The following is a 15,780-nucleotide window of genomic DNA, read 5'->3' on the forward strand; positions in this document are numbered from 1 at the left end:
ACAACAAATGAATTCAGTTCAAAAATTGCGTTGGGGCATTCTTGGTAGCGCTAGCATTGCTGTGGAATCCGTCATTCCAGGCCTGCAGCAATCCGAGTTGAATGAAGTAACCGCGATTGCCAGTCGGGACGAAGATAAAGCCAAACAGACTGCCGAACAACTTGGGATCGACAAGGCTTATGGCAGTTATGAAGCTTTGCTCGCGGATGATTCCATTGATGCCGTATATATCCCATTGCCGAATCATCTGCATCGCGATTGGACGATCCGTGCTGCTGAAGCAGGCAAACATATTTTGTGCGAAAAACCACTGGCTCTGACAGAACAGGAAGCTCAGGAGATGGTTCAAGCTTGTGCAGATGCAGGTGTGCAGCTGGCTGAAGCATTCATGTACCGCCATCATCCAAGATATGAGCAGATCCGGGATATCATTGCCAGCGGTGAGATTGGTGAGATTCGTGGTATGCACAGCACATTTTCATTTAATAACTCCAATGCATCCGGCAATGTCCGCTTTCGGCGGGATTGGGGCGGAGGTGCACTGTATGATATCGGATGTTATTCCATCAGCGTAGCACGTCTGTTGCTTGGTCAAGAACCAAGCGCAGTTACCGTTATTGGCATGTTCTCTCCACAGCATGATCAAGTCGATATGATGGCTTCCGGACTGCTGGAATTCGATAATCACGTTGGCGTGACGTTTGACAGCAGCATGTGGGCAGCCTTCCGCAACACGCTGGAGGTATTGGGATCCGACGGGATTATTGAAGTACCTTCCGCATTTATCAGCGGACAGGACCGCAGTTCCAACTTCTATGTAACGACTGGTGGTGAACGCAGAGAGATTGAAGTTCCGCAAGTGAACCACTACTCTCTGCAGGGAGATGATATGGCACGTGCTGTACTTCAGAGCAAGGATCTGCGCTTCGCCCCTTCCGATGCAGTAGCTAATATGAAAGTACTGGAAGCTTGCCTTCGTTCAGCGGAAGAACGTACACGAATTACACTATAATTGAGAGGATGAACTGACTTATGGAATATATCGAAATTGCTGGTGCAGGTAAACGTGTCTCCAGATTGATTAAAGGAACCGATTATTTCGTGCATGATGCCTACGATAAAGCAGCTACGAACATGGATGCTTTTCTGTCGATTGGTGGTAACACTGTAGATACAGCACATATCTATTGTGGTGGACAGAGTGAAGAAGTCCTTGGTCGTTACATGAAGGAACGTGGTAACCGCGACCAGATCGTCATTCTCACCAAAGGCGCGCATCATGACCAGAATGGACCACGTGTGAACGCTGATGCCATCCGCAGTGACTTGATGGAAAGTCTGGAGCGTCTGCAGACAGATCACGTAGAGATGTATGCCTTGCACCGGGATGATCCCAATACCCCTGTCAGTGTTATTCTTGAAGCACTGAACGAACATATTGAATCCGGTAAAGTCGGCGCAATTGGCGCCTCCAACTGGACCTGGCAGCGGCTCGAGGAAGCCAATGCATACGCTGCGGCAAATGGCCTGAAGGGCTTCACATTCAGCAGCCCAAATCTCAGTCTCGCCAAAGCAAACGAACCTTTCTGGGAAGGCTGTGTGTCAGCAGATGCAGAGACACTGGCATGGCATGAGCAATCCAAGTTGCCCTTGCTATCCTGGTCCTCCCAAGCACGTGGTTTCTTCACTGGAAGATTCACACCTGAAGTTCGGGATAACGAAGATCTGGTGCGTGTATTTTACAGTGATGGCAACTGGGAACGGTTGCGCCGGGCTGAACAATTGGCGAATTCGAAGAAAACAACACCGATCCAGATTGCACTCGCTTATGTATTGAATCAGACGTTCCCAACTTGTGCCCTGATCGGAGCCCAGAATCAGGCGGAGCTGCTGTCCTGTGACGAAGGTTCCCGCATCACGCTGACTCCTGCTGAAATAACATGGCTGGACCTAGGCAGTGAAGTGCCGGCCGGCATCTAAAGAAAGTTAATTATTCATCAACAAATACAGAAGGACTTACCCCAGAGCACATCTCTGAAGGTAAGTCCTTTATGTCATAGATTAAGCCATATAGAATGTTAGAAATTGCACTGTTATTCAGTTGAATTACAGCTTAATGATCTGACCTGTTTTCTCGGATTCGAATGCTGCCAGGATCACTTGCAGGGAACGTAATCCCTCTTCTCCGGAAATCGCTGGAGGTGTTTGGGTTACAATCGACTCTACAAATGCGTCAATTACACCACTCGGCACTTGTTTCTCATTGGTAGCCATGGCACCAACTTTGTACGTCTCAACTGTACCATTGGTCAGTTCAACGATAACTTCATCGCCTTCCACTGTTCCGATCTTCATAACGCCATTCTCGCACCACAGCACTGTACTGTTGTCTCCAGCTCTGTATTGTGTCCAGCTTGCTACGAGCGTTCCGATCGCTCCGCTCTTCATACGCAGCAAACAAGTTGCGTTATCGTCAACTTTAGTGCCTTCCTTGTGCAGTGTGCTGATGAAACCAGCCACTTCAGATACTTCATCATTTAGCAAATAACGGATGAAGTCTGATTTGTGTACGCCCAGGTCGCCCATCGCGCCCATAATCGCTTCTTCTTTACGGAAGAACCAGCTTTCCGCTCCGTCCACACTCCATGCTTCCGGACCCGGGTGACCGAAGGATGTACGGAAATTCAGGACTTTACCGAGTTTGCCGGAGTCGAGAATTTCTTTTGCTTTTACGTGAGGAGGCATCAAACGCTGGTTGTGTCCAACCATCAAGTACACGCCATTTTTCTTGGCAGCTTCGATCATTTGCTCGCCTTCCTCAGTGGATACTGCCATTGGTTTCTCAACCAATACATGCTTGCCCGCATTTGCAGCAGCAATCGCCATTGGCGCATGCAGATAGTTTGGTGTACACACACTAACGGCATCCACCGTTTCGTTTGCAAGCAATTCTTCGTAACTGGAATACGCTTTACCGCCGTAAGTCTCGGCCATCTTCTCCGCACGCTCCACAATCGGATCGGCAAAAGCGACAAGTTCTACGTTCTCATTGGCAGCGTACTCTGGAATATGTCTGCGCTCGGCAATGGCTCCACAGCCGAATACAGCAACTTTAATTTTACTCATGTACATAAGTCTCCTTTGACAAATAGATTCACATTTTTCATGGTTCGATGGTCCATTAGAATTGATTCAGGTAGTTTTCTTTCAACCAGTTGTAGCTGTTGGATACGCTCTCAAGCGGAGGGTTCTGACATACGTCTTGTTCCACGATCAGCCATTCCACACCTGCATTCGTAGCGCCTTCAATAACAGCCGGCAGGTCAACTGAACCTTGTCCCAATTCCAGTGTTTTCATCTGGCCCTGTTCGTCTTTGCTGAAGTCCTTCAGATGAAGCAGCGGCAAGCGACCCGCATATTTATTAATATACTCGATCGGATTTTGTCCCGCAAATTGTACCCAACATACATCCATTTCCACTTTTACCGCTTCCGGTGATGTTTGAGCAAACATGGCATCAAAGGCATTGGCATCGCCAACCTGACCGTGGAATTCAAAGTCATGATTATGGTATCCGAAGATCAATCCTTGTTTCGCTGCTTCAGCTCCATATTGTTGTAACTCAGCGAATAGCTTGGTCCAACCTTCTGCATTCTCAGGACGATCTTCTGGCATCAGGTAAGGGCAAATGATATATTGTGCACCAATTGTTTTCAAGTAATCGATTTGTTTCTGCAAGTCTTCGCGCATCGCATGTAATGAAACGTGGCTGCTGAATCCTTTCAGTCCAAGTTCATCTAGTAGCGCTTTCATTTCCTCAGCTGGAATATCGCCATATCCGGCAAACTCCACACCTTCATATCCAAGGGCCGCTACCTTACGCAACGTACCACGAAAATCTGCTGCAGTTTCATCACGGAGTGTAAACAATTGCAAACCAATATTAAGTTTTTTCATGTAGGATACACCTCTGTTCTCAAATTTGCTTTCATTGCTCTATCTGGTATCATCCTAACGCAAAACAGGCTAGAATGAACATATACAATATAGTCAGAACATGAACTATCTGATCAAATTTTATTTCCATCATTTTGCATCTATTAAATGGAGCACATTTGAATGCATGCAGGATGTACATATTGGGGGATTTTATCTTTGGATACGTTAGAGACATCTGTACTGATCTGTGACTACTCATACCACTATAAGGCGTTCACTCATAATATGAAGGGCGAGCTGCAAACCTACCTGTTCCGTCTGCAGACCGAAGGCTCATGCAAAGTATATGTACAGGATGAGGAATTCAGGATGACGAGCGGGGACTTGCTGCTCTTAAAGCCTGGTGACGACTATCATCTCGTTGTAGATGAACCGCATAAGGAAGGACGTTTGTCCAGCGGAGATTATTATCTGTTCTGCGAGGGCAGCTGGATCGAGAACTGGTGGAAACGGCAGCATCGATCTACCGTGAGCCGAATTGGACTTGATGACAAGCTCATCAGCCTTTGGAGAAATATGTTACTTGAGAAACGTCGCGGACCTCTTGAGGAGAATGCGGAGCTAAAGGATGCGTTACTGCGCGGATTATGTCTGTATATTGACCGGGCAATTAAAGAGAATATTCAGACTGATCGGGCAGTGTCCTCTGCGCTGAAGTTAAAACGTTTTATTGAGGAGCATGCCACGGTTACGTTCAAGCTTGAGGAAGCGGCTCGTTATGCGGGGCTCAGTCTGTCACGTGCAGTCCGTTTATTCAAGGAGCACTACAATCAGACCATGATTCAATATGCGATTGAGATCCGTCTGAATGCAGCGCTGGAACGAATGAAATACAGTGAAATGACACTGGAGCATATTGCGGAATCCTGCGGTTTTGCAAGCTACTCCTATTTCCACCGGGTATTCCGGGCGCACTTCGGTGTGTCTCCGGCGGAGTATCTCAAATCCAAGCAGCATGAGCCTATCGATGATCTGGAGCATGTATGATGTTAAGTATCAGAAACCCATGACCTTAAAGAGGTTCATGGGTTATTTTAATACATTGAACTATGATCAACTCTCAGTACGACTGGAAGTCAGAACGTTTTATATAAGAATGAAGTACACTTCAATATTTTTTCATGTGACTCCAAGAGAACAAGACTGTACAATTATAAAGACTGTCACCTTACCTAATTCATATATCTCATTGAATTCCCATCTATCATACTGGAGCGATACATATGCTAACCCACCAGCGCAAAGTCCTCATCATCGAGGATGAATCAGATATTTCGCGCATTCTGCGAGATTATTTAACCAAAAATCAATATGAAGCCGCCGTGGCAGCCACTGGACAAGACGGGCTTCAGATCATGGATCTTATTCAACCAGACTACATCATTCTGGATATTATGCTTCCGGACATGGACGGGATCGAGGTCTGTCGAGAGATCAGAAGGCGCAACAATATCCCCATCCTCATTCTAAGTGCCAGAGGCAGTGATACCGATAAGGTACTTGGTCTTGGCTTTGGAGCAGACGACTATATGACCAAGCCCTTCTCGCTGAGCGAACTGTTAGCACGGATTAATGCCCACTTCAGGCGTTATGACAGCATGACATCCGTTGGAGACAGAACAGATCTGCTGCATCTTGGAAACCTGGTGATTGATAAAAAAGCCTATAAAGTTACATTAAACGGATCGGAAGTTTCTCTGTCTGCCAAGGAATTCGAATTACTTCATTATCTGGCAAGCCATAAGAATCAGGTATTCTCCAAAGCCCAGTTGCTCGATGCCATCTGGGGATATGCAACCTACGGCGATGAAAATACCGTAACCGTATACATTCGCAGACTGCGTGAAAAAATTGAGGCAGATGCCTCGCATCCGACCGTTCTGAAGACTGTATGGGGTGTCGGTTACAAATTCAATTACGAATAAGTGAGATTGGAGGCTCCCACATGTCATTGAACAGCTGGTCCAAACGCTGGTTGTTAACAACACTTGGGCTTCTCATGATTATCGTTTTAAGTATTCTTGCACTGTCGATGATGCTGTTACAAGATCAAAATTCAGGCGAATCCAATCTGTCCCTGAATCAGGTTCGACTCAAGGTCAATCCGATCTTACTCGCTTTGGAGCAAAATCATCAGTATCTTAATGAACAAAATATTCGTAAAGACATACGTTCCACCGCCAGAGAGACCAGAGTTCTGCTTACCTATCTAAACTTGGATGGAAAAGTCATTCTGTCCTCCGACCCCACCTCTGAAGGAACGCAAGTTAATCTGCGTACAACTCTTCATTATGATCTGCATCATGCCACGCAGGCGGCGGGCGGTAACGATTTGCTTGATATTGCTTTTCCCGTGATGGATGGACCGATGGGAAGTCAGATCGGCAATGCCATCTTTTCCATCCCCCAAGCTATGGTTACGGTTCAGCAACCGATGACTTTTCCGGTTATATTGATTAGCGCACTCATGCTCCTGTCCCTGATTCTGAGCTTATTTCTATTTTGGATGAAACGAAAACTGGACAAACATCTGCTCTCTCCCATCCATCAATTGAAGCAACATGCGGAATCCATGCTTAAAGGCAATTATGAAGAAAAAATCCAGTACAACCGGAACGATGAATTGCTCGAAGTATATGCCATGTTTGATCTAATGCGCACGGAGATTAAACATATGAGCGAGCAGCGTATTCAGCAGGAACAAGCACAAAAAGAACTCATCACCAATATATCTCATGACATTAAAACACCAATTACCACGATAAAAGCATACATAGAAGCTATTGAGGAAGGACTATGCAACGATCAGGAGACGCTGATGGAATATATGGGAGTCATGCGGACCCATACGGATAAGACAGCCCGCCTTGTGGAGGATCTGCTGGTTCATGCACTTCAGGAATTGGGGCAAATTTCGGTGGAAACCCGTGAAATGTACAGTGGGCCTATACTGGAGACGATGTTGAAACCTATTGAACATGTTGTCCTAACAAAGGGGCTTATCTATAAAGGGCCCAACTACATCCCCAATGTGTTAATCGCTATCGATCCCACTCGAATTGAACAGGTGATCTCCAATCTTGCCGCCAATGCCCTCAAGCATACAGCTCCAGGAGACACGATCCGTATTGATATGGAACTGGAATCCGGGCACTTGAAAGTGACGATTGCCGATTCGGGTCAGGGAATACGTGTACAGGACATGCCGTTTGTTTTTCAGCGTTACTTCAGAGGCCAGGCGAGTCATGCAGAACAACGTGTTCAGGAAGGTACAGGGCTGGGCCTTTCCATCTGCCAAAGCATTATTGAAGCACATGGAGGCCATATTTCCTTTACTAGTAAAGAAGGACAAGGCACAACTTTCCGGTTCTATCTGCCGATCTGCTGAGCCTACACTCAACAGCTGTAATACTTTATTCATAATTTGATAAGGCTTCCTCAACATCCCTCCTCTAGAATGAATCCTATACTGCACTCGGGAGTGATTCGACTTGTCCAAAAAAGTGATTATCCGTGCACAGAATCTGTGCAAAACGTACAACAGCGGAAGTGAACAATATCATGCCATCCGTAATGTTGATCTCGACATCTATGAAGGAGAATTCACGGTCATCATGGGTAACTCTGGCTCTGGCAAATCAACTCTCCTATATATGCTAAGCGGACTAGATCAGATCACAGCAGGTGAGGTCTATTTTCGCAACCAACGGATTGACGTTTATAGTGAACGGGAAATGTCCGACTTCCGCACCCGCCGGATTGGTTATATCTATCAGAGCATCAATCTGGTCCCAGACCTTTCCATCAAAGAGAACATTGCTTTACCGGGATATATCGCTGGAAACAAAACGAAGGACATCCAATCCCGCGCTGCTGAGCTGATGAATGCCATGGATATTGATGGACAGCGTGACCGCCTCCCCTCCCAGACATCTGGAGGACAACAGCAGCGAGCTGCCATTGCACGGGCTTTGATCAATTCACCGGATATCATTTTTGCGGATGAACCGACCGGAAGCCTGAATATGGAACACGGCACAGCTGTTCTCAATATCCTTACAGACCTCAACCGAAAAGGACAGTCTGTTGTTATGGTGACGCATGATATCAAGGCCGCCTGTCGGGCAGATCGCCTGATCTACATTTTGGACGGCAAGATTGGCGGAATCCTTGAGTTTGACACCTATGACGAACATCAAATTCAGGATCGTGAAGCGATTATCTTCGCTTTGGTTACGGGGAAGGAATAACGATGGCTGTCATGTTTAAACTTAGCTTGTCGTATCTGAACAGGAACAAAATACAAAATGCGCTGATTGCGCTGCTCCTGCTACTCTCGACACTTCTTGTATCTACAGCTATTGTCATTCTGGCGAACACAGGCAATCAGTTTTATGAAATGCATACCCGAACCCATGGATCTCATCAGATCCTGACGTTTGAAAAAGGGCTCAATGACCCTGACGCTGTGCACAACTGGTGGGCTTCTCAGGATGGAGCTCAGGTGTCCCCTTTGCTAACGTATCGTACATTGTCAGGCATCATTTTGAATGAAACTCACATCCCTAACATCTACCTGTACATGTTTAATACGCCTCCACCGCCCTGGGGTGTGGATGAACTAATTTTCTCAAGTGGAACGCCCGACACAGTGCCCGAACAAGGCTCCGTCTGGATTCCAACGTCCATGGCAAATACCTATCATATTTCGGTAGGTGATACCATTGGCTTCAAAACCGGCTCAAGCACACTCGAATTGAATGTATCGGGTATTGTGATCGATGTACCATACGGGGCACCCTTCTCCAATACAGCACGGGTCTGGATGAATCCTACCGATTATCAACATGATCTCGCTACACTTACTGGCAACGAGAATCGTATGATGGGCATCCATTTTAACGATTACAGCATGAATTCGGTGTATTGGGAACGATACAATCGTGAGACAGGTATTCCGTTTCTGGAATCCAAAATGGAGTTCGAGGCGATTGCCTCTTTCTATCTGATCATCAATCAGGTTATTGGATTCATCATGATATTCATGGGTGTTGTCATGCTCTCCATCGCTTTGATGACCATCGGGTTTACGATTGCAGATGCCATCCTGGCCAATTACAGAACGATAGGAATCCTCAAATCACTAGGTCTGACTTCCCGAAAAACGATAGGCACCTATGTTATTCAATATGCAATGTTATCCATCGTAGCCATTATCCCAGGACTTGCACTCAGTATATGGATATCCAAATGGATCATTAATATTTCTGTATCCTCTCTTCGAGTGGGGAATCAGAACATTCCAGTCCATGGATTGGATGCGGCCATACTGTCCGGCGCACTACTATTTGCTCTAGTGATTCTGTTCACTGTGTTATATGCCAAAAAGGCACGCAGCATACAGCCCGTGCAAGCTATTCGTTATGGTATGTCGGAGATAGATCACGGCCGGATGGCTGGCAAAATGAATTCGCCATTGGCCCACTGGATCGGCTTCACACGACTGCCTGTGACCGCCGTGCTTGGATTCCGACATGTGTTCAAAAACACCAAAAGCTCTGTTCTAACACTCCTGCTAACCACCATGGCTTCTTCCGTACTTGTTCTGGGTTATGTTCTGCTGACCAGTATAACCGGAATTGAACAGACCGCAGCTAAATGGGGGTATGACAATGCCAATATCGCAGCAGTGGTCGTGAACAAAAGTAACGTTCCAAAGACTGAATTAAAACAAACGTTAGAAGAGGATTCAAGGATTAGCAATGCAGGCTGGCAAGGGAACACAACGGGTGTAATTAGCCCGGAGTCTTCGGCAACAGTCAAGGGCCAATCCATCAGCATCAACTTGAATGTACTGGACGGGAGTTATCAAGAACTTGGATTCGAAACGTTAAAAGGGGTTAACCCACAACATGCGAATGAAATTGCCCTTGGTGTAAGTGTAGCCAACACATCAAATAAAGATCTCGGTGATCTTATCGATATCTATATTGAAGGAGAAAAGCGTACATTCCTCATTACAGGAATCTATCAGGCAATCGCCAACATGTCTGTTTCAGGCAGAATCACCATTGATGCTATGAGAAGTGTGAACCCCAGTTATAGTGAATTTGATGTTATCTTCATCAATGTGAACGATATGGCACAAGCGGATAAGGTTGCCTCGGAATTAAATGAGCAATTTAAAGATTTCGCTTCGGTAGTTACTCAGAAGACATTGCTTGATTCCGTTTACGTGGAAGCTGCTAACATCCTGATCTATCCGATGAGCCTCATTGGATTGTTGTTTATTACTGTGACGTTCATCATTATTTTCAGTACCTGTAGAATCAATATTCGTAAAGAAAGCAGAACGTACGGGATATACAAATCGCTGGGAATGACATCCCGCCAAATCAGGTTATCGCTCACCATGGGAATGTTCATACTGTCCTCCGTGGGAGCCATACTGGGTATTTTCGTCGGCGTATATCTGCTACCTCTTCTACTCGAAATGGTCCTTTCCGGTTATGGTATCGTACAACTTCCACTGATCCTGCATTGGGGTGGCATGGTACTGTTCACCTGTCTAACCATCATTGCAGCCAGTCTTGGCTCATGGTTCTCTTCAAGAATCATTCGGGAAGCATCGCCACGTATGCTGGTTATCGAATAATGTAATAAGGATGCCTTAACACAATAAAACAAGCCCTTCCATACCTCTATAGGATGTGGAAGGGCTTGTTATTATGATAAGAACTATTTCCGCCACTTCTTCGCAAGTTCACCAATCTGATGTGGGGTAGTGCGGCAACAACCACCAATAATTTGCGCGCCCGCCGCAACCCACTGCTCAGAAGCATCACTCATACTGCCACATGTACCCTGTCCGCTCCACGTCTTCGTTGCCGCATCGTATACTTCTCCTGAGTTCGGATACACAATAACAGGTTTATCGCTGGTACGGCTCAAAATACCCACTGCTTCCCTCACCACTTCCATCGGAGCACAGTTCAGGCCAATCGCCGCAATCTGCGGCTCAGAGCCAAACTTCTGTGCACATACCTCAAGCGGTGTGCCCTCGCTGATGCTTGTCCCGTCTTTTAAAGAAAAAGATAACCAGGCATACGCATGAGGAAACTCCTTCAGTACATCAACCAGCACCTGTGCTTCCTGCAAGGAAGGAATCGTCTCAAAAGCCAGAATATCTGCACCTGCTTCAAGCAACGCTGCCATACGTGGTCGATGGAAAGCAGCCAACGTCACATCCGACACGCCGTAATGTCCCACATACTCTGAACCATCCGCCAGATAGGCGCCGTACGGCCCAACGGACCCGGCAATAATTGGACGTGGACGAGCACAATCTCCTTCATGATCTACTGTACGATCTGTTATTTGCTCCTCATTCTCCACCGTCTCGGCACGTACCGGAGGAGCTTCTACAAGCTGACCTGTTGAGCTTTCTCTCCCTACTAAATCACTCTGCACTTCCACCCATACGGCATCTCTCGCTTTTGCAGCCAACTCCACCGTCTTGCGGATCAGCTCCAGTGCTGCCTGTTCATCGATTCCTCTCTTGCTGAAGCCATCCACCGTCGCCTGATAACTGGATGTAATTGCACAGTCGGCTCCTGCGCGGAAATAATCCGCATGGACCTGAACGATAACATCCGGATTCTCAAGCAACACACGAGCCGACCAGAGCGGATCATCCAGATTACATCCATGCTGTTCAAGTTCCGTTGCCAACGCTCCATCCAGAATCATGACTGGATGTTCACGCAGGATCTGTTCTATCGGGTTAGTCTGTTGTGCTTGCGTCATGTACTTGTCCTCTTTTCTTATTCACACGTTCTGTCAGATAATAAGCAGCGTAACATAATGCGATAAACGGAACCCCACAATACAGCGCAATTCGCTGTGTCGGGTCAAAGGCAATACCTATGCATGAAGCCAGGCATAATATAAATGAAACAATCGGTACCACCGGATAGAGTGGTGTGCGGTACACCAGATCTTTGACCGCATGGCCTTCACGGATATATTGTCTGCGGAACATGTATTGGGAGGCACTGATGCTCATCCATACTGCAACAACAGCCAGACCTGAAATGGAAACCAGTGTTATATATACGGTACCTGGCGCAATGATGCTGGACAGCAAGGCCAGCGCACCACCTACCATGCTGATCAGAAGTGCATTCAGTGGTACCCCACTTTTGGTCAATTTGGCAAACCACGGAGAGATCGTTCTTTTGTCAGCCAAAGACCAGAGCATCCGTGAAGATGCATACAAGCCCGAATTGGCAGCAGAGAGAATCGCCGTCAGAATAACAAAGTTCATAATGTCTGCTGCATAGGGTACACCCACCCGTTCCATTACCGCTACAAACGGACTTTCCAGTACACTGGCATCCGACATGGGCAGTAAGGCCGACAAGATAATGATCGTTCCGATGAAGAAAATAACTAAACGCCACAGCGTTGTATGAATAGCCTTCGGTATCGTCTTTTCCGGGTTCTCCGTCTCACCGGCAGCAATGCCGATTAATTCGGTGCCTGAGAAGGCAAAGTTTACAGCAAGCATGGTCATCAATATCGCTGTAGCCCCATGAGGGAACCACCCGGATGCGGTAATGTTCGATAGAAACGGCGCTGGTTCAGCATCCGCCATCGGAATGAACCCAAACATGGCTGCGCCACCGATAATAATGAAGATTACGATAGTCACTACTTTTACAGATGAGAACCAGAACTCGGATTCCGCAAATAATTTCACCGTTAAAGCGTTAAACAGAAAGATCATCAGGGCAAAGAGCGCGCTCCATATCCATACGTTCACCGATGGGAACCAGCGCTGCATCAGCAATCCGGCGGCTGTGAATTCGGAGCCAAGCGCAACAGTCCAGGTTAACCAGTATAACCAAGCCACCGTGTAGCCTGTTGCTGGTCCGATATATTTGGCTGCATAACTATGAAATGCTCCCGTCTCTGGCATATGAACAGACAGTTCACCAAGACAGAGCATCACCAGATATACAACGATGGCTCCGATCAGATAGGACAGAATGGTACCCAGTGGTCCCGCTTGCTGAATGGTGTAACCTGAGCTGAGGAATAATCCCGTTCCAATAACTCCTCCGAGAGAGAGCATGACCACATGCCGTGCCTGCATTTTCCGCTGAAAATGCCCTTTGTCGTTGTTGTTCTCCATACCTGCTGCTCCCCTACTTCTTCATCCAGAAAAAACAAAAAAGACCCACTCTGCCTAAAGAGTGCGCCGTTACTGACAAATAAAAACAAACGCTCCTATCTATCAGGCTTTCACCCGCTGGAATTAGCACAGTATCCTTCAGATCTGTTGCTGAGGTTTCTAAGGGCCAGTCCCTCCACCTCTCTGGATAAGAAAATGATTTTTTATAAATATAGCGATCTATCATGAATGTGTCAACATTTAAATCATAAATGAAACACATCGCTATTCGGTGGATGATCCCGGATTGGTAATGCTAATCTTCACATCGTACGTAATTGGCACGGTACTAAAAATGTTATCCCAATCATCTTTGACTTTCTTCCATGTTTTGGGCTCTTTAATACGTAAGCTATCCCGAAAATCCGCAACATCCACTTTGTAGGTATGCTGCAGCTTGTATAACACCTGACGAATCTGTTGTTCCGCCAGTTCAGCAAATTCTTTTTCCAGTTCCCCGCGATAAGCCCCTTTTTCCTCTCTTTCGGGAGCACGCCAATCCTCCATTAACCAGCCTTCGGATTCGGTCTTTACATGGAATGAAATATCATTGCCAACAACCTTGGGAATTACTTTTGTTTTCTTCTTTTTCATTTCATATACAACAGTGAATCCCTCTTTGTTGTAAGTCTTCAAGACGCCTCCTCTTTCCTTAGGCCTGAGCCACGATAAACCTTCCAGATCCGTTTGACTTAGTTCTCCAATAAACTTGGTTGTTTTCCCATCGAATATGCTGCCACCTGAGAACTTGCCCTCTCCATTGGAGTACAGTACATTCTGGAGCAAGAAACTGGAACCAGATTGCATTTGGGCATCTAATTTGGAGAGCAAAACAGGGTCAAGGATTTTGTTGGACAAGTATGAATTACCGGTAATTCCTGTTAGATAAAATGCTGGAATCCGAGAGGGATCATCCGAAGTCAGGACATCCACGGCGCGATGATGACTTATCAGCACCAGACAATTTGGACGAATATCGTTATCCCGAAGTACAAAATCCAGCAGCTGGTCCAGACCATACTTTTTGGCAATATCCTTGGAGACAACGATGACCTTTAGATGATGTCCGATAAGTGGACGGTCTCGCCTTAGTGCAAACTGACGAAAGATTTGCAGCAACGAATCTCCAGTAAGCTGTTCATTGGAATAGGAAGTCTTTCCCGAAGCAGGTGAACCGGATTGTCCGCCCTGTTTACTGTTCGAACCGCCCGTCCCGGGAGCAATCTGCACGGTAGCCGTTATATAATTATTCTTTGGATACTTTCCTCCCTGGGCAGCGATGTCCTTCTCAAATTCTGTTTCTTTCGCGATATCGATCCCGAGACCAACATAGACACTTAGTTCCTCGATCTCCCTACTGCTCCAGCATCCGGATATTACCAGAAGAACGGACAAAGCAAAGGCTACACGTAAAAGCATAAAAATACGAATCATGCTTGCTTGCCTCCCTTTTTGCGAATCAGACTTATTAACAGCAGCAACAGAGGTAAAATGGCAAAAAGAAGCACGGATAGATTGCCCAACATATCACCCAGTGCAAAAGTTTCATCCACGGTTTTCGGCATTAATGCTGTTAGATATATTACTGGCAGAAAGGCGTACATAATGACCTTGATCTTCTTCGTACGAAATAAATCCCGAATGCCCACCGAAGCGCAATAGTGTGTGATCGTGAAACTCGAGAAGATCTGCATAATCCAGATGACCAGTAGCAGGGATTCGAACCGTTCAAAGATCAAACCTTGAATCTCGAAGCTTCTAACCAGATCGAGCGTGGGCCAAGTACGTGTTTTGATGCCGTCGAGTGACAGACTGCCTACAACCATCACAACAGTAATCAGATAAATCATAGTCGATATGATGATGCCCCAGCTCATGGCTACATTGCTCTTTTTGGGATTTTTCATATAAGCAGTCATGACAAACATGACTTCGTACCCCGTGTAAGCCAGCAACGAAGGTTTCAAACCTTTGAGGACTGGCATGATACCCTCTCCGAGTACGGGTCTCAGATTGCCGATCTCAAATAACTGATTACTAAGCAAAATTTCAATCACAAATATAATCAGTGTAATCGGCAAAATAATCTCAAATACACGCACAATAACAGCAAGTCCGCCGGAGATCAAATATATGCCAATCCACATAAACACCATCACAATGGCCCATGTCGGAGTACGCTCTAGCAAATACATGCCTGTCACTTCAGCCATGACCCTGATTTCGAATGCGGCAATCACCATAAAGTACATAATCATGGCGAATCCCAATATGTAAGCAATCCAGCTCCCCGTAATCTCACGGGTGAACTGGAACACTGTTTTCTCCGGAAATCTGCGACACAGGGTAACCAGAATAATTCCGACACCCGTGATAATCAGTCCCGACAGAATGATGGAGATCCAGACATCCGGTGTTCCGACAGCTTTACTCGTCGTTCGGGGGAGGGTCAGGATCCCAGCGCCAAGCATGTAATTAACAATAACTACGACGGCCTGCCTTGTGCTAATATTTCCTTCAGAACCGTTCACTTCATCCCACCTCA

General features: G+C 46.4%; 13 protein-coding genes and 1 riboswitch. Of the genes, 7 read left to right on the forward strand and 6 right to left on the reverse strand.

All coding sequences use genetic code 11. The features are described 5' to 3' along the window. Nucleotides 1-7: 7 nt before the first annotated feature. Entirely contained in the window at nucleotides 8-1,012 is a 1,005-nt protein-coding gene (locus MKZ13_RS27025; RefSeq protein WP_339179616.1) for a Gfo/Idh/MocA family oxidoreductase, read from the forward strand. 20 nt (nucleotides 1,013-1,032) lie between these two features. Beyond that, nucleotides 1,033-1,980, forward strand: coding sequence for an aldo/keto reductase (locus tag MKZ13_RS27030; protein ID WP_339179618.1), 948 nt, complete (start codon nucleotides 1,033-1,035; stop codon nucleotides 1,978-1,980). Between the two features lie 126 nt (nucleotides 1,981-2,106). Here MKZ13_RS27030 and MKZ13_RS27035 read toward each other — a convergent pair whose 3' ends face one another. After that, the gene (locus MKZ13_RS27035; protein ID WP_062836369.1) at nucleotides 2,107-3,126 is read right to left on the reverse strand and encodes a Gfo/Idh/MocA family oxidoreductase; all 1,020 of its coding nucleotides are present in this window, start codon (nucleotides 3,124-3,126) and stop codon (nucleotides 2,107-2,109) included. Between the two features lie 55 nt (nucleotides 3,127-3,181). Continuing rightward, the gene (locus MKZ13_RS27040) at nucleotides 3,182-3,958 is read right to left on the reverse strand and encodes a sugar phosphate isomerase/epimerase (RefSeq protein ID WP_036606781.1); all 777 of its coding nucleotides are present in this window, start codon (nucleotides 3,956-3,958) and stop codon (nucleotides 3,182-3,184) included. A 198-nt stretch (nucleotides 3,959-4,156) separates the two neighbouring features. Here MKZ13_RS27040 and MKZ13_RS27045 point away from each other — a divergent pair, with 198 nt between their 5' ends. From MKZ13_RS27045 to MKZ13_RS27065, 5 genes are all read left to right on the forward strand, one after another. Next, entirely contained in the window at nucleotides 4,157-4,987 is an 831-nt protein-coding gene (locus tag MKZ13_RS27045) for an AraC family transcriptional regulator (protein WP_221820625.1), read from the forward strand. A 236-nt stretch (nucleotides 4,988-5,223) separates the two neighbouring features. Beyond that, nucleotides 5,224-5,925, forward strand: coding sequence for a response regulator transcription factor (locus MKZ13_RS27050; protein ID WP_339179622.1), 702 nt, complete (start codon nucleotides 5,224-5,226; stop codon nucleotides 5,923-5,925). Nucleotides 5,926-5,945: 20 nt separating this feature from the next. Continuing rightward, nucleotides 5,946-7,388, forward strand: coding sequence for an ATP-binding protein (locus MKZ13_RS27055; protein ID WP_339179625.1), 1,443 nt, complete (start codon nucleotides 5,946-5,948; stop codon nucleotides 7,386-7,388). A gap of 103 nt (nucleotides 7,389-7,491) precedes the next feature. Continuing rightward, nucleotides 7,492-8,250: an ABC transporter ATP-binding protein gene (locus tag MKZ13_RS27060; protein WP_339179627.1), complete on the forward strand. Its 759-nt coding sequence runs from the start codon at nucleotides 7,492-7,494 to the stop codon at nucleotides 8,248-8,250. Nucleotides 8,251-8,252: 2 nt separating this feature from the next. Further along, nucleotides 8,253-10,655 (forward strand): FtsX-like permease family protein, encoded by a 2,403-nt coding sequence (locus MKZ13_RS27065; protein WP_339179630.1) that lies wholly within the window; start codon nucleotides 8,253-8,255, stop codon nucleotides 10,653-10,655. An 83-nt stretch (nucleotides 10,656-10,738) separates the two neighbouring features. Here MKZ13_RS27065 and mmuM read toward each other — a convergent pair whose 3' ends face one another. The 4 genes from mmuM to MKZ13_RS27085 all read right to left on the reverse strand — a co-directional run bounded on the left by mmuM (nucleotide 10,739) and on the right by MKZ13_RS27085 (nucleotide 15,766). Next, nucleotides 10,739-11,806 (reverse strand): homocysteine S-methyltransferase, encoded by a 1,068-nt coding sequence (mmuM, locus tag MKZ13_RS27070; RefSeq protein ID WP_221820616.1) that lies wholly within the window; start codon nucleotides 11,804-11,806, stop codon nucleotides 10,739-10,741. Further along, nucleotides 11,784-13,196 carry an S-methylmethionine permease gene (gene mmuP / locus MKZ13_RS27075; RefSeq protein WP_339179634.1) on the reverse strand — a complete coding sequence of 471 codons (1,413 nt, stop codon included), beginning with the start codon at nucleotides 13,194-13,196 and terminating at the stop codon, nucleotides 11,784-11,786. The genes mmuM and mmuP overlap by 23 nt, the downstream gene beginning before the upstream one ends. Before the next feature lie 92 nt (nucleotides 13,197-13,288). Next, nucleotides 13,289-13,390: riboswitch (SAM riboswitch) on the reverse strand. Nucleotides 13,391-13,460: 70 nt separating this feature from the next. After that, entirely contained in the window at nucleotides 13,461-14,669 is a 1,209-nt protein-coding gene (locus MKZ13_RS27080; protein WP_221820611.1) for a Ger(x)C family spore germination protein, read from the reverse strand. After that, complete coding sequence (locus tag MKZ13_RS27085; RefSeq protein ID WP_339179636.1) at nucleotides 14,666-15,766, reverse strand: GerAB/ArcD/ProY family transporter; 1,101 nt, start codon at nucleotides 15,764-15,766, stop codon at nucleotides 14,666-14,668. The genes MKZ13_RS27080 and MKZ13_RS27085 overlap by 4 nt, the downstream gene beginning before the upstream one ends. Nucleotides 15,767-15,780: the final 14 nt, after the last annotated feature.

Origin of the sequence: Paenibacillus sp. FSL R5-0701 (assembly GCF_037973995.1) — a bacterium.
GTDB lineage: Bacteria > Bacillota > Bacilli > Paenibacillales > Paenibacillaceae > Paenibacillus.